The following is a 22,254-nucleotide window of genomic DNA, read 5'->3' as shown; positions in this document are numbered from 1 at the left end:
AAAAGAATTTTTCTTTACTCCAATACATCTCCTAAAGCAGCAATATAAGGTGCTTTCCAAGAAGCTTCTTGATCTTTATAACGGTGATAAGCACCAGCAAACAATAATTTCATCACAGGAAAAAGTCTAGCTAGATGAAAAACCGAAAGTTGAGCCCTAGTTTCATAAAAAGCAATAATTGCATCAATTTTTTTGAAATTATTATGGATGATTGGGTTATTGGTTGCTTTTAAATAGGTTGATAATATGGTTTTTAAATAAATATATTCATCTCGTTTTTGAAGAAAAGGCGCAATTTTCTCAGCTCTTGGACGAGCCAATCGTTCTTTCAAGGTCAAAACCTTTCCACCTTCAACAGCTCTTGTTCCTACTTGCTGTGCTTCATGCTGACGATAGGAAATTAAAGGTTTTTCAATCAAAGAAATGCTATTCAGCATACAAGCGATTAAAGTAAGCCAACCGTCGTGAATCATTGGCGGACGAAAAGCTGGAAAAGGCTGTGCAAAAGAAAGTAATTCTTTTCTAAAAGCTAACATACAACCAGCTACTCTGTTGCCATGAAGGGTAATGTCTAAAGCTTTATCTTGTTTCCAAGCTTCAATTTGTGGAGTATCAAGACGCACTTTTTGCCAAAAGCGTTGTCCTAAATCTTTTCCATGACTATCAACTAATGTTGCATCAGAGAAAACAGCAAGTTTTGTGGGATTTTCTTCAAAAAAATTGTGGATAGTCGATAATTTGTCAGGATGCCAAATATCATCTTGGTCGCAAGGAGTAATGATATCGCTAGTACAAAGAGAAATAGCTTTTTCGAAGTTTTTAGCAACTTTCAGCGGTTCGATATTCCTGATAAAAGTAATATTGAGAGAGCTTTTAAATTCATTCACAATACTTTCTGTGTTATCAGTAGAGCAATCGTCCGTGATAATAATTTCATTCGGCAGAAGCTTTTGATTGACAATACTCTGGAGTTGTTCTCTTAAAAATTTAGATCCATTGTATGTACACAGAGCGATTGAAATGGTTTTCAAATTGTATGAAATTAGTCGGTAAAACAGTTGTATGTGAATGAGTTTCGAGTTTAGAATGAATGCTGAGTAAACCTAGGTCGCTGTTTTAAATAGTACCAGAACACTTTAATGCTACCTAATTAAAATATCTATTAAATTCACAATTCATCATTCACAACTCATCACTCTAGTGACACCAGTGGGAATCGAACCCGCATCAAACGTTTAGGAAACGTCTATTCTATCCGTTGAACTATGGCGTCTTTGTTGAGCTTCCAAGAATTTATTTCTTGGAAGCTCCGTCATTACAAATTTCTCTAAAAACTCTTTAATAATCAAGGTAAGCGATTAATATTCGCTTTACTCTTCTTCCTCTTCAAGTTCTTCGGTTGGATAATGTACTTCATTCAACCAATTTGGGAAAATAAGAATATGTTTTTCCTTGACAGCCTTTACAATTGTTTCTCTGAGTTCTTCGATATTTTCTTTTTGTTCAGCAGAAATGAAAACCGTTTGAGGCTGAGGATTATTCATGTAAGAATTCTTCAAGAAAGCGGTTACTTTTTCAATCCTGCTTTGTTGATTTTCAGGTTCATTACCAGAACCAATTTCCCAGTCATTAATCACGATTTCTTCTGAAGAGAATAAATCAATTTTATTGAAGACAAGAATCGTTGGCTTGTCGGCAGCACCAATTTCTGTAAGCGTCGAGTTTACTACTTCGATATGCTCTTCATAATTTGGATGCGAAATATCAACAACATGCAATAAAATATCTGCTTCACGAACTTCATCTAAGGTAGATTTGAACGATTCAATCAACATCGTTGGTAATTTTCTGATGAAACCTACCGTATCTGAAAGTAAGAAAGGAATCGTATCAAAAGTTACTTTTCTTACTGTAGCATCAACCGTTGCGAAGAGTTTGTTTTCAGCAAATACTTCTGCTTTTGCTAATCTACGCATCAAGGTAGATTTACCAACGTTTGTATAACCTACTAAGGAAACACGCACCATTCTATCACGGTTTTTACGTTGAGTAAAAGCTTGTTTGTCAATTTGCTTAAGCTTTTCTTTCAAGAAAACAATTCTATCGTTAGCAATACGACGGTCAGTTTCTAATTCTTTTTCGCCCGGACCACGCATACCCACACCACCACGTTGTTTAGAAAGGTGGGTCCACATTCTAGTTAATCTTGGCAAAATATATTGTTGTTGTGCCAATTCAACTTGAGTTTTTGCTTGAACGGTTTTAGCACGCATCGCAAAAATATTCAGAATCAATAAACTACGATCTAGGATTTTTACTTCATGTTGGAACTTCGCAAATTCCGTTTCAATATTTCTGATTTGAACGGGCGAAAGATCATCATCAAAAATCACCATGTCAACATCATTATCTACTACATAAGCGATGATGTCTTGCATTTTACCTTTTCCAACGTAAGTACGAGTATCAGGTTTTTCTAATTTTTGTGTGAAAGTATATAGCGTATTGATTTGTGAAGTATCAGCCAAAAAAGCTAATTCATCTAAATATTCTTTTGTTTGTTCTGCTGTTTGCTTTTGTGTTTGTACAGCCACCAATACGGCTGTCTCTTTTACTTCTTCTGTAGTATGCATAATATCTTAATAATCAATATTGGAATGTTATTCAGAAGTCTAAATAAATTCAGACTTTTTCATGAATATTAAAGAACACAAGATAGGTTCTTTACTCTTTCACAGACTTGTTGGTAAGGGTAAAATATTCATAAGAAATGTTGCGAGCCTTATCTTAAATTGACATTGTTTTATAGGACGTTTATCTTGCTTGCTTTGTTAGGATTTCTAAGGCTAAGATTAATCTGATTGAGTATTTTAAAGATACACAATTGATTTTATCTTCCAGAAATTAAAACATTTAAACAGAAAATGAATGATTTGAAATTACTGCCCTTTCGGAGGGCAATATCCATGAAGACTGGATTTTGCAGAGCCGAGAAAGGGAATTAGCAGAAAATTTGTCTTAGCTTCATGTTTACTGGATTCTGAAAGAATCGTTTAAAATTAGTCCTGCAAAGGTATCATTATTTTCTGATTTCTATAACATTATAAACAAAAAAACCTGTAAGTGCCAGATACACTTACAGGTTTAAAAAAGAATTCAATGAGAATTACTTCATTGAAGCAATTAACTTTTCATTTAACGCTACATAATCCATATTATTGGCTTCTTTTGCTAATTCGATAGATTTTTTTGCAGTTTCAATGGCTACAGCTTTATTTCCTAATTTTGCTTGAATTTTTGCTTTTAAGTGCATAATCCAGAATGCTTTAGGAGTTTGTTCAATTGCTTTATCAGCCCAAGCTAAAGCTTTATTCAAATCTTTACCAGTTTCAAAATAATAACTTGCTGCTTGGAAGTAAGGACGGCTATCAACTGTCATTGCAGTTTCGATAGCTTTTGAGATTTTACCATCAATATCAGCCGTTACAGGAATAGAAACTGAAGTTTTTTCCCAACTAATTTCAATCTCTGCCGATGAAGGGTTAACATTCGCAATTTCGATAGTAAATGTTTCAATAGATTTCGCTAAAGCATTAGGTTTTACTTTGAATTTAGCAACGTCTTCTTCAGCTTTGTAACCATCAATTCCCCAGTTATTAATGCCTTTGTTGAAGATAACTTCCCATTCTTCTTTGTTTGGAATCGTGTATAAAACATAAGTACCAGCTTTTAATGCTACGCCACCTACTTTTACATCTTCGCCAAAAGTTACTCTTGTTGCAGCATTAGCACCAGTTCTCCAAAGTTTGCCAAAAGGGGCTAAATCTCCGAAAACTACTCTGCCTTTAATGTTTGGTCTTGAATAGGTAATCTCGATACTTGATAAAGCAAAATCTTGTTTAATCGTTTGCGTTGGACTTGGTGCTGGGGTTTTAATTCCCTGAGCATTTAATGAAGTATTTAAAGTAAAAATTGCTAGAATTGAAATAATAAAATTTTTCATGAGAAGAAAATTTGTTATGATGTAAGCTACAAATATAAGTAGAGTTTTTTCAAGAATACTTTAGCTTTTTGTTAAGTACATAAAATTTCGATAAACAGTAAATATTGATAGCTCAATAAAATACTTTATCGTGGATTGGTATAAAAACAAAAAACTCATTCCTTTTGAGAATGAGTTTTTTGAAGAAATATATAATATTATGCCGCTGCCAAAGCTTCTGCACCACCAACGATTTCAAGGATTTCGTTAGTAATAGCTGCCTGACGTGAACGGTTGTATTGTAATTTCAATTCTTTCAATAATTCACCAGCATTATCTGTTGCTTTATCCATTGCTGTCATTCTAGCACCATGCTCAGAAGCATTTGATTCAAGAACTGCTTTGAAGATTTGCAATTTCAATGCTTTAGGAATCAATTCATTGATAATTTCTTCTTCGGAAGGTTCAAAAATATAATCAACAGAAGATGCTTTTACTTTTTCGTCTTTTTTCTCAACGATAGGCATTACTTGTTCTGTTTTTAAGATTTGAGTAGCAACGTTTTTGAATTCGTTATAAACCAATTCAACAACATCGTATTTACCTTCTTCAAAACCTTTCATAGCTGCTTCTGCTGCGATACGAACATTAGCAAAGCTTAATTTTGTGAAAATATCAGCATATTGAGTGTTTACGTTATATCCACGGCGAGAAAGGTATTCACCACCTTTTTTGCCAAGTGCCATAATTTCAACATTTCCAGCCGCTTGTTGTTCAGCATATTTTTCAGCGATTAAGCTTACTGTTGCTTTACCAACATTGGCATTGAAAGCACCACATAAACCACGGTCTGAAGTAACAACAATAACTAATACTTTATTGATATTACGAACGATAGTGTATGGGTTTTCTTTTGCACCTTCTGCATTTGCAGAAACGGTAGCAATCATTTCAGTTAATTTTTTTGAATAGGGACGCATCTGAGTGATTGCGTCTGTCGCACGGCGAAGTTTTGCCGCCGACACCATTTTCATGGCTTTGGTAATCTGCTGAGTTGAGTTTACCGATACTATTCGGTTTCTTACTTCTTTTAATGAAGCCATTCTCTTTTCTAATAAATGAATGATAGAATGAATGAATGATAGTGAGTTAATTGAAATTGTAAAATCACTATCATTCTATCATTCAAAATTGAAAATTATTTTTTACGCATATTTCGGCGCTACTTCTTTCGATACTTTAGTCAAGACATCTGTCAAAGAATCATCATATTTTCCTGCTTTCAAAGCATCCATCGTTGATTTTTGAGTAGCATTCATAACGTTAATGAAATCTTTTTCGAATTCACGAACTTTACTTACAGCTACAGTATCAAGAAGACCTTTAGTTGAAAGGAAAATCATAGCGATTTGTTCTTCAACACGTTGAGGAGCACCGTTTGGTTGCTTCAACATTTCAAGGTTACGACGACCACGTTCGATAGTCAATTTCGTTGCAGCATCTAAGTCAGAACCAAATTTAGCAAATGCTTCCAATTCACGGAATTGCGCTTGGTCAAGCTTTAAAGTACCTGCTACTTTTTTCATCGACTTGATTTGAGCGTTACCACCCACACGTGATACCGAAATACCTACGTTGATAGCTGGACGAATACCTGCGTTGAAAAGGTTAGATTCCAAGAAAATCTGTCCATCCGTAATAGAGATTACGTTTGTAGGAATATAGGCAGAAACGTCACCCGCTTGTGTTTCGATGATTGGAAGAGCTGTTAATGAACCACCACCTTTTACCAAATGCTTGATAGATTCAGGTAAATCGTTCATGCTACGAGCAATTTCATCAGATGAGTTAATCTTAGCAGCACGCTCTAATAAACGAGAGTGAAGATAGAAAACGTCACCAGGGTATGCTTCACGTCCTGGAGGACGACGAAGTAACAATGAAACTTCACGGTAAGAAACGGCTTGTTTAGATAAGTCATCATAGATAACTAAAGCTGCACGACCAGTATCACGGAAGAATTCACCGATAGCAGCACCAGTAAATGGAGCAAAGAACTGCATTGGAGCTGGGTCAGAAGAACCAGCGGCAACAATCACAGTATAGTCCATCGCACCCGCTTTGCGAAGAGTTTGTTCGATTTGTTTGATAGTAGAAGCTTTCTGACCACAAGCAACATAAATACAGTAAACTGGATTTCCTGCGTCAAAATACTCTTTTTGGTTAATGATAGTGTCGATACAAACAGTAGTTTTACCTGTCTGACGGTCACCGATTACCAATTCACGTTGTCCACGACCTACTGGAATCATCGCATCAATCGCTTTGATACCTGTTTGAAGGGGTTCAGTTACAGGTTGACGGAAGATTACACCCGGAGCTTTACGTTCCAAAGGCATATCGTACAAATCACCTGTGATTGGTCCATTACCATCAATAGGCTCGCCAAGTGTGTTTACAACACGACCGCAGATACCGTCGCCCACTTTAATAGATGCGATTTCGTCCGTACGTTTTACAGTATCTCCTTCTTTGATTTCAGATGAATCCCCTAATAATACCGCACCTACGTTATCTTCTTCAAGGTTCAGCGCTAGGGCTTTTAAGCCGTTATCAAAAACGAGTAATTCACCCGCCTGTACTTTCGATAGTCCGTAAATACGGGCTACACCATCACCGATTTGTAATACGGTACCTACTTCTTGAAGTTCAGCCTCTGATTTTGCTCCTGAGAGTTGTTCTCTCAAAATGGCTGATACTTCATCTGGTCTGACTGATGCCATTATAATAAGTTTGTTTTGTGATTTTGAATTTGGAATAGTATTTAATCTACTAAGAAAGAATTAGTTAAATGACTATTAGAGATTAATTATTAAAGGCTTACAATATTAATAAATACTCTAGCGTTGTTTACAGATTTCTTTGATTAATAAATTACTTATTTTTCAGGTGCAAAATTAGGGAACAAATTTCACAATTCCATGAAATGCTTAACATTTAGTGCTTAAATGTTATACTTTTTGGGGATTCACTATTCTTCGCTTCTATAAAATCTCGGTCTTTTTGTGCTTTCTTCTTAAAAAAATCCTTTTTTCACTTAGTAATTGGGCTTATTAATAGTTTTTATCTATTTCTAAATAATATTTATTGATTTGATTGATGGTTTTAATTTTTCTAAGTTTGCTGCATCAAAATAAATTATCAGCTTAACGGTTCAAGTATAATTAATCAAGATAGAGTACAGATTGATTAATATAGCGTTGAAACAAGTCGGGCAGGATTTGATTTCGACGCTATTATTTCGATGTTTTATCTTGATTTTTATACATTTCGTCTTTTTTATAGTACTATATTGATATTTATTTAGGTAGGACATGCCATAGATTAGCGTTAAAATGCCGTTCTTTGTAAAATGGGCTAACCCTTTTGAACTCAGACTATTTTTAAACTAAACTATGAAACAATTTTTACGAATACTTTCAATGAAGTGTTTACTTTTTTGTTGCACTTACATAACATTGCCTACACAAATTGTTGCCCAAAATGCAGAATTTAAACTGCCTCTTTTAACCGGGAAAATAACAGATTCCAAAACAGGTGAGCCTATCGTCGGAGTAACGATTTTCTTAGATTTTAGGAAATCAGGCATTATTACAGATACAACGGGGAGGTATAATGTTTACTTACCCAAAGGCGATTATGTGATTAAGTTTAGTCATGTTGGCTATAAACCTTATCGAACCAAAGTAGCGCTAAAAGGAAATATGACCTTTGACCTAGCACTCGACGATGTATCAAAAACCTTGGAAGAAGTAATTGTTTCTAGCCAAGCTACTCGAAAAAGTATTCAAACACCGTCCTTAGGCGTAACACTGTTGAGTATTAAAGGTATTAAAAAATTGCCCGCAATGATGGGTGAAGTAGATATTATGCGTTCTTTACAAACTTTGCCGGGGGTGTCGTCGGTTGGTGAGGGTTCAAATGGTGTCAATGTGCGAGGTGGAAATATCGACCAAAATTTAATTTATATTGATGATGCTCCTATTTTTAACCCAACTCATTTGTTTGGTTTATTTTCAGTTTTTGCTTCGGATGCTATTCGTGAATTAGAACTTTATAAAGGAAGTATTCCTTCAAGATTCGGCGGTAGAACGGCTTCTATTTTAGATATAAAAATGACTGACCCAAGTTTAGAGAAATTTAAACTTTCGGGCGGGATAGGTTTCGTTTCTAACAGAGCAATGGCCGAGATTCCTATTATTAAAGAAAAACTATCGGTCGTGGTTGCTGGAAGATTATCGTTTAATGACTTTTGGTTTAAATGGATTGGTCCTGATAACATGCGGAACACTCGTGCAAATTTCTATGATTTAGCTACTAAAGTATTTTTCAGACCGAATAAGAATAATACCTTTTCGTTTTCAACTTATGTAAGCAAGGATTTTTATCAAGTAGATTCATTATTTAGTTTAGAAAATGTGGTAGCCAAACAAACACAGTTTGATTATGGACATTTGAATTTTTCATCAAGATGGAGTCATTATTTTAATACCAAAATGAGTTTGGATGTGGTCGGAGTTTTGAGTAATTATAAAACCAAAACGTATGCACCAGATAGTGTGAACAGAATTGATTTACGAAATAATATAGACTACAAAAGTTTGAAGGTCAATTTTGATTATAATCCAGACGAAAAACATAAAATTAACTTCGGTGTAAGTGGGATTAATTATCAGATTTCGCCCGGAAAGCTGAACGAGAATATAAGTTCAAGAATTTCGACGGTGCTTTTACCAAGAGAACAATCGTTAGAATTAGGGTTGTTTGTGGATGATGAATACAAAGCCAATGAAAAACTGACCATTCAGGCTGGTATTCGTTATGCACAATATTTGAGTTTTGGACCAACAACAATAAGAAAATACTTGGATAACGAACCTAGAACGATTTCTTCGCAAATTGGTGAAGAAACCATTTCAAGTGGTGCTGTCGAGAAAACCTATGGTGGTTTTGAGCCTCGTTTAGCCATAAAATACTCTTTGGGTGAAAACAGTACCTTGAAGTTAGGTTATAACAGAATGCAACAATTTATACAGTTGTTATCGAATAATACTACGCCTTTACCGACGGCTCGTTGGAAAACTTCTGATGAATATATCAAACCTCAAGTAAGTGATTTTGCTTCGCTAGGAGTATTCAAAACGTTTAAAGATAATATTTGGGAGTTGTCGGCTGAAACTTATTTTCGCTCTACTCAAAACGTAGTAGATTATATTTCTGGTGCCAACTTGCAATTAAGTAAAGCCATAGAAACACAATTGATTGCTGGAAAAGGAAAAGCTTATGGTTTAGAATTGATGGTTACAAAAAAAAGAGGCGAACTGAGTGGCTGGATGAGTTATACTTATGCTCGTTCTTTGCAACAAGTTAGAGGTGATTTTCCTGAACTTCAACAAATTTCAGATGGAAATTGGTATGCTTCAAATTATGATAAACCGCATAGTTTGAACATCATGATGAATATTCAGCCAACTATTCACCATAGTTTTTCATTTACGTTTGCTTATAATACTGGTCGCCCGTTTTCGTCACCTTCTGGTTTTTTTCAGTTAGACAACAAGAAATATCCTGTGTATGAAGCTCGTAATAATGATAGAATGGCTGATTATCATCGCTTAGATTTTTCTTGGACGATTACCAATCCTAGTTTAAAAGAAAAGCGATGGGAGGGAAGTTGGACTTTTACGATTTATAATCTTTATGGAAGAAAAAATCCTTACTCCGTTTTCTTCAAACCTGTAGGGAATGGTTTAAAACCTTATGAATTAAGTGTATTTGCCAATCCATTGGTATCATTGACCTACAATTTTAAATTTTTATAAATAAGACTTCCATTCCTTTCCATCAGAAAGGCTGAAAATAGATTTATCATGAAAACTAGATTTCCGATATTAACCTTATTAATATGTGCTTTGGTGATTTCGTGCATCACACCAATCACTGATTTTGAACAAGTATCAACTAACAGTTTTTTCTCGGTTGAAGCCACTTTATCAGACCAACCCGGTTTGCATAAAGTGAAATTGTATATGTCGTCCAACAAACTTACAGGAGGAAGTTTTCAGCCAATATTGAAAGCTAAAGTATATTTTACAGACGAAAAAGGCTTAATAGAAAACTTAACTGACCCAAAAGGAACGGGCAATTATCAAACTTCTGAAACATTTGCAGGAAGAGTAGGTGGTACTTACAAGCTAACGATTGAAACCAGCGATGGTAAAAAGTATGTTTCTTCGCCCGAAACCATGCGACCAGTACCTGAAATTGAAAACCTGATTACAAAATTTGAAATAATGGATAATTATGTAAAAGGTGATGCTCGTCGTGGAGGTTTTAATATTTATGTAGATTTTCAGGATTCACCCAATCTTGGAGATAATTACCAATGGTTCTGGAAACATTACCAAAAAGCTTTTATTTGTGAAACATGCACCAATGGATATTATGATTTTGCTAAAAAAACTTGCATGTTCCCGCCACAACCTACCGATGTGACGCTGAATTATAAATGCGATAGAACCTGTTGGGATATTACTTTTTCAACGGCACTTAACATTTTTTCTGATTCATACTTAAATGGACAAAGAATAACTGGCAAACAAGTAGCGAGAGTACCTTTTGATGATACAACACCTTATTATCTTCAATTTGAACAGCGTTCTATTACTAAAAGTGTTTATAATTATTATCAAGGACTTGTTGCACAGACACAAAATAACGGGACATTGTTTGATGTTCCTGCCGAAACACGTTTTAGCTATAATATTAAATCTGTAACCAATCCTAGTGAAAAAATCCTTGGCGTTTTTGATGTACATTCAGTAAGAAAAAAAGTGTTTTATATCGACCGCTCTGTTGGAATTCCAGAAGGAGAACGACCAGCCTATGTGAAACTTCAAGGAGAAGTATATTCATGTCCAGCAGGTACAAGAGTATGTAATGAGTTCGTAGAGTGTTTAGATAATTTATACAGAACACCTTCCAAACCAGTAGGTTGGAAGGATTAAACTAGATGTTTCTTAAAATAAAATTCACAAAAAAGCGGTAGAAACATTAAAATCAAACAAATTTGCACTTTGAATGTTGTCTTTAAACAATCTCTTTAGCGATTTTTTGCGTAAATAATAGAAACATAAATTATTACAATGCAAGTACAAGAACCACAAGTGTTATCTGAAAAACCAGTAGCAACGAAACTTAAAACAGGCGTATTAATTGTTAATTTGGGTACTCCAGATTCGCCAAATACGCCAGATGTCCGTAAATATTTACGTGAATTTTTAATGGATGGAAGAGTAATCGATATTCCTTATGCTTTTAGATGGATGTTGGTGAATCTTATCATTGCGCCATTCAGAGCACCTAAATCGGCTAAAGTATATAAAGAACTTTGGACAGAAAGAGGCTCGCCATTGAAGTTTTACGGGGAAGACATTGAGAAAATGTTGCAAGCACAATTGGGCGAAGACTATGATGTGAAGTTGGCAATGCGTTATCAAAGTCCAAGTATGGATGCTGGATTAGAATTATTTAAAAAATCGGGCTATAAGAAAATTATTGTAGTACCGTTTTTTCCACAATATGCTTCTGCAAGTACAGGTTCGGTCTATGAAAAAACCATGTGCATTGTAAAAGAATGGCAGATTATTCCTGAAATAAGTTTTGTTAATACTTTTTACGATCATCCTAAATTTATAGAATACTTCGCAACGGCGGCTCGTAATTATATGGCTAAACAAGATTATGATTACTTCATGTTTAGTTATCATGGTCTACCACAGCGCCAAATTACCAAAGGAGATTGCACTGGAAATACTTGTAAGTTTGGTTCATGTTGCGATACTATTCACTCGATGAATCAACATTGTTACAGAGCGCAATGTCATGAAACAACTCGATTATTAGTAAAAGAATTGGGCTTGAAAGAAGGTACTTATACGACTACTTTTCAGTCAAGATTAGGAAGTGACCCTTGGGTTCAGCCTTATACTGATGTTGTGATTAAAGAATTGGCAGCGCAGGGCAAAAAGAAAATTTTAGTTTTCTCACCAGCTTTTGTAGCCGATTGTTTAGAAACAACTATCGAAATCGGTGAAGAGTACCGTGAAATGTTTGAAGAATTTGGCGGACAACATTGGCAATTAGTAGAAAGCTTAAATAACTCACCGATGTGGGTTGATTTATTAGAAGACTTGGTTAAAAAAGCTTAATAGTAGTTTATTTGAATAATTTGTATTCCCGAATTTAGGAAATGATAGTTTTCATCCCTGAATTCGGGAGTATTTGTTTAAACATAATATTACAATGCTTAAATTTGAATAATTAGAACTAAGAACTCATCAACTTTAAGAGCATTTAACCATTCTTCGATATGATAGATTTATTACTCAGTATCATCTTCTCGGTTTTATTGTTAATCAATTTTCGACTACATCCACGATTTGGCGTCAATACTTTTCAGACTATCATTCTCAATTATCCTGTTTGTATCATTACTGGTTTATTATTTTTGCCAGAAAATCAGCATTTTAGTTTAGACTTATCTGAAACCTCAACACTTTTAGCGATGCTTTTGGGCGTAGGTTTCGTTATTACTTTTATGCTTTCAGGTATTTCTACGCAACGTATTGGCATGGCGATGACCTCTTTGGCAAACAATATGTCGTTGGTAGTTCCAGTCATTTTCAGTTTAGTTGTTTTGAAAATGAGTAGCAGTTTTGATACTTTAAATTATTTAGGATTAATATTAGCCATCGTAGCTGTAGTGCTGAGTACTTTTAAAAAGAGCGAAAGTGATAGCAGTAACAAAAAAGAAAATATAGATTGGCTATTACCAATTGCAGTATTTGTAATGTACGGCATTACGAATACAACTTTTAATTACTTGAATGCCAAGTACGTAACGGCATCAGGAACGACAATTCCTTTTACGTTGACCATTTTAGTGGGTTCTGTTTTGATTGGAGGAATCGTTTTGGGAATTAGAATAATGCAAGGAAAAGAAAAATTGGTACTTAAAAGTTTGGTAGCGGCTGTTCCATTAGGCATTCCTAATTTTTTATCTTTCTATTATTTGCTGAAAGCCCTTGATGCTTATCAAAATAATGGAGCTTTCGTTTTACCGATTTATAACATTGGCGTAATTGTGGGTTCGGCATTGGTTGCCTTTATTTTCTTTCAAGAGAAATTTACCTTACTTAATAAAATAGGTTTAATCTTAGCTGTAATGGCCATTGGTTTGATTTCGTATCAAGGATTGTTTTAACAATCACTTCTTACTAATAAACGAATTTCCTTTGAAGTAAAACCGATAAGGTAATTCTGCTCCTTGTGTAATACCAATTCGAGTGGTAGTTACGACTGACGTTTGGGAATAATCTGAAAGTGGAGGAAGTATTTTTAAGTTACCTTCTAAAATATGCCAATCGTTCATTCCTTTATGAATACCCATTGCTTGTACTAATTTCCCCGGACCAGAACACAGATTTTTCAAAACATTACTTTTACGTCTTTTCTCCATCAAGTCAATTCCTTCAATTGGTTCTAAAGCTCTTATCAAAACGGCTTCACCAATATCTTTTTGATTGGTCGCAATGTTTACACAAAAGTGCATTCCATAGATTTGATACACATAAATTGTTCCTGCTGCGCCAAACATTGGCGCATTTCTAGCACTCTTTTTTCGATAAGCATGACAGGCAGGATCGTCTTGTAAATAAGCTTCTGTTTCTACAATGATTCCAGCAGTAATTCCTTCATCACTTTCATGAACCAAACGATAACCCAACAGGTTTTTGGCGATAGTTAGTGTGTCTGATGTTAATAAATCCATATATTAAGCATTGTTTTTAACCAGAAAAGTACGATTAAAAGTACTTGTCAAACCGATAGCTGGACCGAAACTTAGTATCAAATAAATATAATTACTTGGGATGTATTGGCTTGCGAATTGTAAAATTTGTAAACTAATTATCGTGACGGCAAAACCAATACAATTTACGATTGTGATTGACGAAGCTCGATATTCAGGATTAGTATTTTGTGAAATTAAGGTTGAGAATTGTGGGGAGTCGCCAGCTACACTCATTCCCCAAATCAACATGATTGTAATGAATACAAAAGGATTGACTTGAGAAAAACTAATAGAAAGAAGACAGCATATTAAAGAAAGTGATAAACACAAAAATGCCAATTTTGCACTTCCAAATTTAGCAGAAAATTCTCCCGTAAGTACACAAGCTATAAGCCCAGAAGCAATAATTAAGAATGCCCACAAAGAAGTATTGAAGTGAAAATTAGCATGCTGATTGTATTGTTGAATCATGATTGGTACATAAGCCCAAAAAGTATATACTTCAAACATGTGTCCGAAATAGCCCAATGAGAATGTTCTAAACGAAGGATTTTTAAAGGATGTTACAATACTTTTAGGGTTGAATTTACCAGCTTTTTTCCGAAATGGTCCATCTTTAATCAATAAAAACATCATCAAAGCACCCATTGAAGCGATGACAGAAGTGGCAATAATAACAGATTCCCAATGAATCTTTAAGGAAAAATAAGCGATAAAATGTGGAAAAGAAGTACCCAAAACTAAAGCACCCACTAAATAACCTAAAGCTCTGCCCAAGCCTTTTTCATACCAATCTGCCATGATTTTCATGCCGACAGGATAAACTCCAGCCAAGAAAAAACCAACTAAAAAGCGGATGATTAAAAGTGTTTTAATATCAAGCTTAATCCAAACAATTAAAAGGTTGAAAACTGCAGCGATGAGTGTTGAAATGACAAATACTTTTACAGGTGAAAATCTATCACTCAGCGTGAAAATTGAATAAATAGCTGTGCCAACTACAAAACCAAACTGAACTGCGGAGGTCATATTTCCCAGAAAGTTGGATGAGTTTGGATATAATATTTGTAAATCTTTCAGAACTGCATTGAGTGCAAACCATAAAGAAGTACCCGCAAATTGAGCAAAAATAACAACTGGTAGTAAATATCTTGGTTTCAAGGAGAATTAAAGGTTTTCAATCACCGCATAAGCTCTCACAGGGAAAGTTCCCATGCCTTTTACTTTCGGTGGAGTTGCTGAAAATTTGAATGGAGTATTCACAGGAATTTCATTCAAATTGCATAAATGTTCTACAATTAATATTTCATTTTTCAACAAAATCGTATGAACTGGTCTGGATTTTCCTGAAACATCATCAATATTATGAGAATCAATACCAACTAATTTTACTCCTTGCGAAACTAAATATTCAGCAGCATCGGCAGTTAAAAAGGGGTTTCCTGAGTAATAGGCATCACTTTTCCAATTTTCATCCCAACTTGTATGAACGAGTAAAGCTTTACCTTTCAAGTCTAATCCTTCAAAATATGATTTATCAATACTTAGCTGCTCTTTATAAGAAATACTTACTAAAACGGCATCCAACATAGCAGTTTGTTCAATCAGGATTTCTGATAAATCTTTTCCATCTTCATAGCGATGAAAAGGCGTATCTAAATATGTTCCAGTGTTAGAAACCATTTCGATTTTTCCCATTTGAAACGAAGTACCTTCTTCATACCATTGTTTGGATTCTTCACGTGTCCAAAAATCACAAATAACAGGAGCGGGGAGTCCCTTATAAGTAACAACTCCTTCTTCAATAACATGACTTAAATCAATGAATTTCATATTTTTCTAGCTTTTAAAATGGCAGTAACTGCAATTACGACCCACACAACGTTTACAAAAACGGAAGGGTATGCTTTATGTTCTAGCGTATTGACGATAAAACAAATCCCGCCAAATAGGTTGGCTAATTGGTAATTGATAGAGGTGGATGAAATCTTATTCAAAGCATTTAAAGCAAATGCTCCAACGATAAGCACTGAGCCAATCCAACCGATAATTTCAACAAAGAGTAAATACATTCAATTATGCTTTTAACAAAGATACATTGATTTCAGCAATTGAGCGATTGGCTGAATTATAATGTCTATCACAAATAAATTTTTTAAAATACTTTGCTATTTATTTGACCAAGTTAGCTTTATATCTTTACTTGATTGTTAATATTTCGTTTGAACAAAGTCCAGTTTTTCCATAAAAATTACGACCTTTACCGAAATTTTTAAAAATAATTGATAAAATGGCACAAGCAAAGGCGGGCGATAAAGTAAACGTCCATTACACAGGAAGATTAACGGACGGAACTGTATTTGATAGTTCGGCAGGACGTGAAACTTTAGAGTTTGAATTAGGTACTGGAATGGTTATCAAAGGTTTTGATGATGGCATTGCCGGAATGATTATTGGTGAGAAAAAGACTGTTCATATCCCTGCTGAAGAAGCTTATGGACCAGTGAATCCTGATTATTTAGCAGTATTTCCTAAAGCAGAAATTCCTGCGGATATTCCTTATGAAGTAGGAATGCAATTAAATATGCACCAAGATGGTTCTGGTCAAGTAATGCCAGTAACCGTAACAGAAGTAACTGAAACAACGATTACTTTAGATGCGAACCATCCTTTAGCTGGAAAAGATTTGATTTTTGATATTGAATTAGTAGCGATTGGTTAATTTCGTTTTTCATTCGCATAAAAAAAACCTCTAAGGAATTTTCCTTAGAGGTTTTTTTTATGCGAATGCTGCTAGTTTTTACTTTCCATCTCAGCCGCAATTTTATCAAAATCAATTGCTCCACAAGAGCCACAGCCTTTTGAACAACCTGCTTTATTTTTTAAGCTAAAGTTTTTTAAAACGATATTGCCTAAATAAGCTACAGCAGATAAAAATATGATGGCAATGATGATATTTTCCATGACAGTCTTTATTTTAATTTAAGACTTTGTGATATTCCAATTACGAACAATCACTTCCTCTAATTCTGGAAACATTGCACAACCTGCAATTAGTTCACGTCCGAATACGAAATCATCTCCACCTTTGAAGTCTTTTACAAATCCACCTGCTTCTTGCACAATTAAAGTACCAGCGGCTACATCCCAAGGTTTTAAATTGTACTCAAAAAATCCATCAAATCGTCCACAAGCTGTATAAACTAAATCTACAGCTGCCGCACCAAAACGACGTAAACCATGAGATTTTTGCATTAATTCTTTTAAAATGCCGATGTAATTTTCCATTAACTCAAAGTCATAATATGGAAAACCAGTTGCGATTAAGCTTTCACCTAAAGTTTTGGCTGACGATACTTTTATTGGACTACCATTCAAATAGGCTCCTCCACCAAGCCAAGCAAAGAAACACTCATCTCTATTGATTTCATAGACAACGCCCAATACAATTTTACTTTCTTTGATTAAAGCAATTGAAATCGCAAAAACGGGTACTCCATGAATATAATTAGTTGTACCATCAACTGGGTCGATAATCCAAGCTAAGTCATGATTTTCAGCTTGTTCAGCTGTTCCTTCTTCGGCAATAAATCCAGCTTCAGGAAGTATTTTAGAAAGTCCAGCTACTAAAAGTTCCTCAGTTTGTTTATCAACATACGAAACCAAATCATTCAAGCCTTTATATTCAATACTGTCTTTACTGAACTCTGAGGCTGCTTTTCTAACAAATTCTCCCGTCTGACGAGCTAATTTGCTTACTTCTGAGGTTAAATTTTCTAAATTCAAAATGTGATAATTAATATGTATATAAAATCTGAATTCCGATACCCGAAATCCAAAAGCTATTTTTTCTTTACTTCAAAAAAGATGGCTAATCCTAATACTCCCACCAAAATTACAGACATAATAAGGTCAACTTTGTTTCCTTTACTTACTGATTCTGGTTCAAATTTGAATTCAATCTTATGTTTTCCAGCTGGAATAACCATTGCTCTCAAGATATAGTTTGCTCTTAAATGTGGTTTGTATTGTCCATCTACATAAGCTTTCCAATCTTGATTTCCTCTATAAAATATTTCAGAGAAAATAGCTAATTGGTCTGTTTTAGTGTCTGATTGGTAAGTCAAAGCGTTTGGCTTGTAAGAAGTCAATGCAATTTTATTTGAAATACTGTCAGGTTGAATTTTTAAATTAGCTACTTGGTCAGCGAAACGTTTGTCGATAAATGCAATGCCTTTAGGGTCAAACTTGTCTAAAGATTTCATTTCTTCATCTGCATTCGCTACTATTTTAAATGAGTTTACAAACCAAGCATTTCCACAAGCTTCTGGGTTTTGTTGTGCAACTGGCTGACCCGTTTGCTGATTTGGAATAATAAAATATTTCGTATTCAACATATTTAAAACCTGCATATTGTTTTTTGCAATTTGGTTTTCAATAATCTCTGAGTAACGACGCAATTTTGCTCCGTGATAACCACCAATTGACTGATGATAATATGAAGCAGTAGCATCGCTACTGAAACCACCTGCTGCTGCAGCATCGAATACTCTATAAATACTCTTATCTTTCAAAATTTGCTCATCGGCAGCAGTTGGTGTAAATATTTCTTCGTATTCTGATTTTGAAACGAAATTATCATTGTTGAAATAGCGTTTATCAGCTCCGAATAAGTCAATCAAGATAAGTAATATCAAAACTGGATAGAATAATGATTCTTTAATTTTACCAGTAACCCAAGCCCAAAGTAGCCCAGCAGCTAATAAAATAAATGCTAAAGAACGAAAAGCATCAGAACGCATCAACGATTCACGGTCAAGTACAATTGCTCTTAAAATCTGAGCATCCACACCTTTATCACCCGTAATTTGCATCGCTTCATCATTCACAGATTTGAAATTGAAAAACAAACTTGGAACCAGTGCAAAAATAACACACAAGCCAGCAGTGAATGCCAAACTGTATATTAAAGGTTTTTTAAGTTCTTCAAATGTTGGTTTATTATCGCTAATCTGTTTCAAAGTCAATACGCCTAATATTACCATCGCCAATTGAGTAAGCGAAAATATCATCGTGATTGCTCTGAATTTATTAAACATTGGGAAGTAATCGAACATTGGGTAATTTAAAATAGGGAAATTTTTACCCCAAGCTAGCATTGTAAAAAATACTGCTGTACTAACCAGCCACCATTTTAGTGAACCTCTTACTAAAAATGCTCCTAAAACGAAAAGGAAACAAATGATAGCACCAGCGTAAACTGGTCCACCAACGGCAGGTTGGTCGCCCCAATAAGCAGGGCCTCTTTCGGTGTATGGCAAGGCATTTTCTTCAGGAATACCTGCATTTACCATTGCTTTTAAAGTTTCAGATTTTTTACCACCTAAACTTCCACCCATTGTTCCGCCATAAAAATTAGGAATCAATAAAGTACCTGTTTCACCGATTCCGTAGCTATAACTGAAAGCGTAGTCACGGTCTAAACCACCTTTAGATTGTGTATTAGTCGTTAATTCAGATTTACCACGAATGGTTTCTTTAGAGTATTCATAATTATTCCAAAGCCTCATAGTGTGGTTAGCAACACCAACGAATGAACCAAGCCCCAATGCCAACAGCGCAAAAACCAAAGATTTGATTTTGCCAGATTTTACATGGTTAATAATTTCTACAATTACATAGCCAAATAGCATCAAACCAAAGTAATAAGTAATTTGTACGTGGTTGGCATAGATTTCTAAGCTCATAAAAAGAGCTGTTAATGCGCCACCCAGTAAATATTTGCCTCTAAAACACAAAACAGCACCAGCGGCAACCATTGGTGCATAAGCCAAGGCAATGGCTTTAGAAGTATGCCCTGCTGGAAGTATCACCATATTGAGTGTACAGAAGGCATAACCAATGGCACCAATGATTGATTGCCAAATATTTGCTCCCAGTACAATTAAGAGTATGTACATTCCGAGCATTTCTAAGAAAATAACGTTGATTGGTGAGGGTAAAAATCCCATAATTTCACCGCCAACGGTAGAACCAATACTGTTTGGGTAAGCTCCGTGAATCATATAAGCAGGCATACCGCCAAACATCGAGTTTGTCCACCAAGGCACAATGCCAGTTGCTTTTGTAAATTCGGTAGATTCATGAGAAGAAGCCAAAGACATCGTAATGTCGTGTTGCTTTAATTTTTTGCCTTGTAAGGCTGGAGAGGCGTAAATTCCTGCAAGCACAACTAAAGCAATTACTGCATACAAATGTGGGAGGAATTTCTTGAATGAAAACTGCATATTTTTTCTTAAGATTTGGACTTAGATTACCTTGTATGCAAAGATAAAGTTTCTAATTTGAAATTTTGCATGAAAGCGACGTACACCGCTTTAAATTCGATAGTATTAAAAAATAAGGTTGTTAAATCATTAAATCAATACTTGGATTCATGGAAATTATGAACTTTTTAAGCACCTTTGTGTTTTTATTATGGTTGTGTTAAACCAAACCTTACTTGTTTTGTCCAAACGAAAGCAAAATAAAATATATTACAAAATGATGAACAAAAACATTTTTTTACTTGCCATTTGCCTAATAATGAATGTAGTAGGGGTAAAAGCTCAAGATTCAAAGGCTGGAGTGATTATCGATGCAATGCAGAAAAAGTACAAATCAATGAAAGCATTTAGTGCTTCATTTTCGTATGGTGCTGATGGCTCAACACAAGTATTACAAGGAAATATTACGGTAAAAGGACAGAAATATCGTTTAAAAACGAGTGGACAGGAGATTTATAATAACGGCAAAGAAGTTTCTACTTATATCAAAGAAACAAATGAAGTGAATATTTCTGACTATGAACCGTCTGATAATGATTTGAATCCTTCAAAAATTTATTCATTTGATAAAAAAGGATTTCGTTATGTGTTTATTCAAGAAGTAAAAGAAGGTGGAGAGTCTTATGAAGTAATTGAACTTTCACCTGAGAAAAAAGGTACGCAAGTTTCGAAAGTAAAAATTAAATTGAACAAAAAAGATAAATCTGTAAAAAGCTGGACTGTTACTGATAAAAGCGGCAAGCGTCAAACTTTTAAAGTAAGCAATTTTGTACCTAACGTTCCTGTAGATGATAAATACTTTGTATTTGATAAAAGTAAATTTCCGGGCGTTGAGGTGAATGATTTAAGATAGGTTTGTAGAGAAAAAAGACATAAGAAACAAGATAAAAGACTGAGATCTTCATCTTGTTTCTCTAGCAAATAGTGAAGGGTTAAATTTGAGCAGATAATTATCTCAAATTTAACCCTTCACTATTTTTGTTTACATTTCTTCCCTTTCTTCAAATTCCTTCGTGAAATTTGGGCTTTCGGTTTTGCCTAATTTATCCCAAAAAGTAAAGTATAGTCCGTAATTATAACGATAATACTTGTGATGATGGCTGTGATGTGTAGCTCCAATCATATATTTCCCTAATAAATTTCCGAACAAATTTCTTGGATAAATTTCTATATCTAAATGGTTAATGGCAGCCGTAATCGTCATAATCGTGAGATGAATCACAATGGCGTAAATGTGCATCGGTAGAAAAATCACAATGGCGGGCATAATCAAGGCTTCTAAAATACCTTCTATAGGATGAAAAGAAAAGGCTGTCCAAGCAGAAGTGATTTTACTTTCATGATGCACATAATGTACAATTTTGTAAATCTTCGGTTGGTGCATCCAACGATGTAACCAATAATAATAGGTTTCATGAATAAACATTGAAAGCAAAATACTTATTGGAAACCAAATGAGTGGATAGGCGTTGATGTCAAGATAGATAGCAGTAAATCCTTTTTGCCAGAGTACTGCTGAAAATGCTCCGATAATTGAAAAAATCAAAGATGTGATTAATGACCAAAACATTTCTTTTCGAAATTGTTTTGGCGGATATTGTTTTTTGTTGAGTTTTCTAATTTGCCATTTTTCAGGTTTCCAGAGATAAAAGTAAACATGGAAAATACTTGCTAATAAAAAGTAGCGAAAAATAACAATGACAAATATGACAATGCACAGCCAGAAAAAAACAATCGGTTCAGTAAAGTCGAAATTAAATACGTTTGGTATCATACAGTAAGAGTTATGAATTGTGAATGATGAATTTTGGATTTAAAGCATTGGTTTTTAATGCTTTAATGGTATAGTTTCATCGTTTGTTTCACTTGTTCTACTTACTTTCAACTTTACTGAACCAACAAATGTTTTGAAAAATCTTTAAGCTTTTTATCCTTTAGTGTCATTGCCTAAAATAGGTTGCCCTGAGTTTTGTGAAAGTTAAAGTACTTAAAATTGTAATATAGTTTGATTTGGGTTGATATTTTTTGAATAA

The 22,254-nt window shown here is 34.6% G+C and carries 19 protein-coding genes and 1 tRNA gene; 6 read left to right on the top strand and 14 right to left on the bottom strand.

Going from position 1 to position 22,254, the window contains the following annotated elements:
- Positions 1–14 precede the first annotated feature (14 nt).
- The 6 genes from ABID42_RS09015 to atpA all read right to left on the bottom strand — a co-directional run bounded on the left by ABID42_RS09015 (position 15) and on the right by atpA (position 6,765).
- Complete coding sequence (locus ABID42_RS09015) at positions 15–1,031, bottom strand: glycosyltransferase family 2 protein (RefSeq protein WP_367283377.1); 1,017 nt, start codon at positions 1,029–1,031, stop codon at positions 15–17.
- 170 nt (positions 1,032–1,201) lie between these two features.
- Positions 1,202–1,273: transfer RNA gene (locus tag ABID42_RS09010), tRNA-Arg, on the bottom strand.
- 97 nt (positions 1,274–1,370) lie between these two features.
- A complete protein-coding gene (hflX, locus tag ABID42_RS09005; RefSeq protein ID WP_367283376.1) occupies positions 1,371–2,633 on the bottom strand; it encodes a GTPase HflX in 1,263 nt (420 codons plus the stop codon).
- Positions 2,634–3,166: 533 nt separating this feature from the next.
- Positions 3,167–4,003 (bottom strand): DUF2911 domain-containing protein, encoded by an 837-nt coding sequence (locus tag ABID42_RS09000; protein ID WP_367283375.1) that lies wholly within the window; start codon positions 4,001–4,003, stop codon positions 3,167–3,169.
- Positions 4,004–4,200: 197 nt separating this feature from the next.
- Positions 4,201–5,085: an ATP synthase F1 subunit gamma gene (gene atpG / locus ABID42_RS08995; RefSeq protein WP_367283374.1), complete on the bottom strand. Its 885-nt coding sequence runs from the start codon at positions 5,083–5,085 to the stop codon at positions 4,201–4,203.
- Between the two features lie 102 nt (positions 5,086–5,187).
- Positions 5,188–6,765, bottom strand: a complete 1,578-nt coding sequence (gene atpA / locus ABID42_RS08990; protein WP_323260014.1) for a F0F1 ATP synthase subunit alpha — start codon at positions 6,763–6,765, stop codon at positions 5,188–5,190.
- A 672-nt stretch (positions 6,766–7,437) separates the two neighbouring features.
- Here atpA and ABID42_RS08985 point away from each other — a divergent pair.
- The 4 genes from ABID42_RS08985 to ABID42_RS08970 all read left to right on the top strand — a co-directional run bounded on the left by ABID42_RS08985 (position 7,438) and on the right by ABID42_RS08970 (position 13,307).
- The gene (locus ABID42_RS08985; protein WP_367283373.1) at positions 7,438–9,864 is read left to right on the top strand and encodes a TonB-dependent receptor; all 2,427 of its coding nucleotides are present in this window, start codon (positions 7,438–7,440) and stop codon (positions 9,862–9,864) included.
- Positions 9,865–9,912: 48 nt separating this feature from the next.
- Positions 9,913–11,049, top strand: coding sequence for a DUF4249 domain-containing protein (locus ABID42_RS08980; RefSeq protein ID WP_367283372.1), 1,137 nt, complete (start codon positions 9,913–9,915; stop codon positions 11,047–11,049).
- 138 nt (positions 11,050–11,187) lie between these two features.
- Entirely contained in the window at positions 11,188–12,252 is a 1,065-nt protein-coding gene (gene hemH / locus ABID42_RS08975; protein ID WP_367283371.1) for a ferrochelatase, read from the top strand.
- 161 nt (positions 12,253–12,413) lie between these two features.
- Positions 12,414–13,307 (top strand): EamA/RhaT family transporter, encoded by an 894-nt coding sequence (locus ABID42_RS08970; protein WP_367283370.1) that lies wholly within the window; start codon positions 12,414–12,416, stop codon positions 13,305–13,307.
- Between the two features lie 3 nt (positions 13,308–13,310).
- Here the strand turns inward: ABID42_RS08970 and ABID42_RS08965 are convergent, their stop codons facing one another.
- From ABID42_RS08965 to ABID42_RS08950, 4 genes are read right to left on the bottom strand one after another with little or no spacing between them, the layout of a single operon-like run.
- Positions 13,311–13,874 carry a DNA-3-methyladenine glycosylase gene (locus ABID42_RS08965; protein ID WP_367283369.1) on the bottom strand — a complete coding sequence of 188 codons (564 nt, stop codon included), beginning with the start codon at positions 13,872–13,874 and terminating at the stop codon, positions 13,311–13,313.
- A 3-nt stretch (positions 13,875–13,877) separates the two neighbouring features.
- Positions 13,878–15,056 (bottom strand): MFS transporter, encoded by a 1,179-nt coding sequence (locus ABID42_RS08960; RefSeq protein WP_367283368.1) that lies wholly within the window; start codon positions 15,054–15,056, stop codon positions 13,878–13,880.
- Positions 15,057–15,062: 6 nt separating this feature from the next.
- Complete coding sequence (locus ABID42_RS08955; RefSeq protein ID WP_367283367.1) at positions 15,063–15,728, bottom strand: cyclase family protein; 666 nt, start codon at positions 15,726–15,728, stop codon at positions 15,063–15,065.
- A complete protein-coding gene (locus tag ABID42_RS08950) occupies positions 15,725–15,967 on the bottom strand; it encodes a CBU_0592 family membrane protein (protein WP_367283366.1) in 243 nt (80 codons plus the stop codon). The genes ABID42_RS08955 and ABID42_RS08950 overlap by 4 nt, the downstream gene beginning before the upstream one ends.
- Before the next feature lie 218 nt (positions 15,968–16,185).
- Here ABID42_RS08950 and ABID42_RS08945 point away from each other — a divergent pair, with 218 nt between their 5' ends.
- Positions 16,186–16,617: an FKBP-type peptidyl-prolyl cis-trans isomerase gene (locus ABID42_RS08945; protein ID WP_323260037.1), complete on the top strand. Its 432-nt coding sequence runs from the start codon at positions 16,186–16,188 to the stop codon at positions 16,615–16,617.
- 71 nt (positions 16,618–16,688) lie between these two features.
- On the opposite strand, the gene ABID42_RS08940 is transcribed toward ABID42_RS08945, so the two are convergent.
- Genes ABID42_RS08940 through ABID42_RS08930 form a run of 3 tightly spaced genes read right to left on the bottom strand, consistent with a single transcriptional unit; the run spans position 16,689 to position 20,182 of the window.
- On the bottom strand, positions 16,689–16,859 hold the full coding sequence (locus tag ABID42_RS08940) for a FeoB-associated Cys-rich membrane protein (protein WP_367283365.1): 171 nt from the start codon (positions 16,857–16,859) through the stop codon (positions 16,689–16,691).
- A gap of 18 nt (positions 16,860–16,877) precedes the next feature.
- Positions 16,878–17,681 (bottom strand): inositol monophosphatase family protein, encoded by an 804-nt coding sequence (locus ABID42_RS08935; protein ID WP_367283364.1) that lies wholly within the window; start codon positions 17,679–17,681, stop codon positions 16,878–16,880.
- 56 nt (positions 17,682–17,737) lie between these two features.
- Positions 17,738–20,182: a putative glycosyltransferase family protein gene (locus ABID42_RS08930; RefSeq protein ID WP_367283363.1), complete on the bottom strand. Its 2,445-nt coding sequence runs from the start codon at positions 20,180–20,182 to the stop codon at positions 17,738–17,740.
- Positions 20,183–20,438: 256 nt separating this feature from the next.
- On the opposite strand from ABID42_RS08930, the gene lolA1 reads away from it, so the two are divergent.
- The gene (lolA1, locus tag ABID42_RS08925; protein WP_323260045.1) at positions 20,439–21,074 is read left to right on the top strand and encodes an outer membrane lipoprotein periplasmic chaperone LolA1; all 636 of its coding nucleotides are present in this window, start codon (positions 20,439–20,441) and stop codon (positions 21,072–21,074) included.
- Positions 21,075–21,203: 129 nt separating this feature from the next.
- Here lolA1 and ABID42_RS08920 read toward each other — a convergent pair whose 3' ends face one another.
- Complete coding sequence (locus ABID42_RS08920) at positions 21,204–21,995, bottom strand: sterol desaturase family protein (protein ID WP_367283362.1); 792 nt, start codon at positions 21,993–21,995, stop codon at positions 21,204–21,206.
- Positions 21,996–22,254: the final 259 nt, after the last annotated feature.

The sequence above is a fragment of the Arcicella rosea genome (assembly GCF_040543805.1).
GTDB classification, from domain to species: Bacteria; Bacteroidota; Bacteroidia; order Cytophagales; family Spirosomataceae; genus Arcicella; species Arcicella rosea.
This window is presented reverse-complemented; position numbering and strand designations above follow the sequence as displayed.

Coding starts and splice junctions, on each gene's coding strand:
- ABID42_RS08985 (WP_367283373.1), top strand. CDS start 7,438: ATGAAACAATTTTTACGAATACTTTCAATGAAGTGTTTACTTTTTTGT.
- atpG (WP_367283374.1), bottom strand. CDS start 5,085: ATGGCTTCATTAAAAGAAGTAAGAAACCGAATAGTATCGGTAAACTCA.
- hflX (WP_367283376.1), bottom strand. CDS start 2,633: ATGCATACTACAGAAGAAGTAAAAGAGACAGCCGTATTGGTGGCTGTA.
- ABID42_RS08950 (WP_367283366.1), bottom strand. CDS start 15,967: ATGTATTTACTCTTTGTTGAAATTATCGGTTGGATTGGCTCAGTGCTT.
- lolA1 (WP_323260045.1), top strand. CDS start 20,439: ATGATGAACAAAAACATTTTTTTACTTGCCATTTGCCTAATAATGAAT.
- ABID42_RS08930 (WP_367283363.1), bottom strand. CDS start 20,182: ATGCAGTTTTCATTCAAGAAATTCCTCCCACATTTGTATGCAGTAATT.
- hemH (WP_367283371.1), top strand. CDS start 11,188: ATGCAAGTACAAGAACCACAAGTGTTATCTGAAAAACCAGTAGCAACG.
- ABID42_RS09000 (WP_367283375.1), bottom strand. CDS start 4,003: ATGAAAAATTTTATTATTTCAATTCTAGCAATTTTTACTTTAAATACT.
- ABID42_RS08945 (WP_323260037.1), top strand. CDS start 16,186: ATGGCACAAGCAAAGGCGGGCGATAAAGTAAACGTCCATTACACAGGA.
- ABID42_RS08940 (WP_367283365.1), bottom strand. CDS start 16,859: ATGGAAAATATCATCATTGCCATCATATTTTTATCTGCTGTAGCTTAT.
- ABID42_RS08955 (WP_367283367.1), bottom strand. CDS start 15,728: ATGAAATTCATTGATTTAAGTCATGTTATTGAAGAAGGAGTTGTTACT.
- ABID42_RS08980 (WP_367283372.1), top strand. CDS start 9,913: ATGAAAACTAGATTTCCGATATTAACCTTATTAATATGTGCTTTGGTG.
- ABID42_RS08920 (WP_367283362.1), bottom strand. CDS start 21,995: ATGATACCAAACGTATTTAATTTCGACTTTACTGAACCGATTGTTTTT.
- ABID42_RS08965 (WP_367283369.1), bottom strand. CDS start 13,874: ATGGATTTATTAACATCAGACACACTAACTATCGCCAAAAACCTGTTG.
- ABID42_RS08970 (WP_367283370.1), top strand. CDS start 12,414: ATGATAGATTTATTACTCAGTATCATCTTCTCGGTTTTATTGTTAATC.
- atpA (WP_323260014.1), bottom strand. CDS start 6,765: ATGGCATCAGTCAGACCAGATGAAGTATCAGCCATTTTGAGAGAACAA.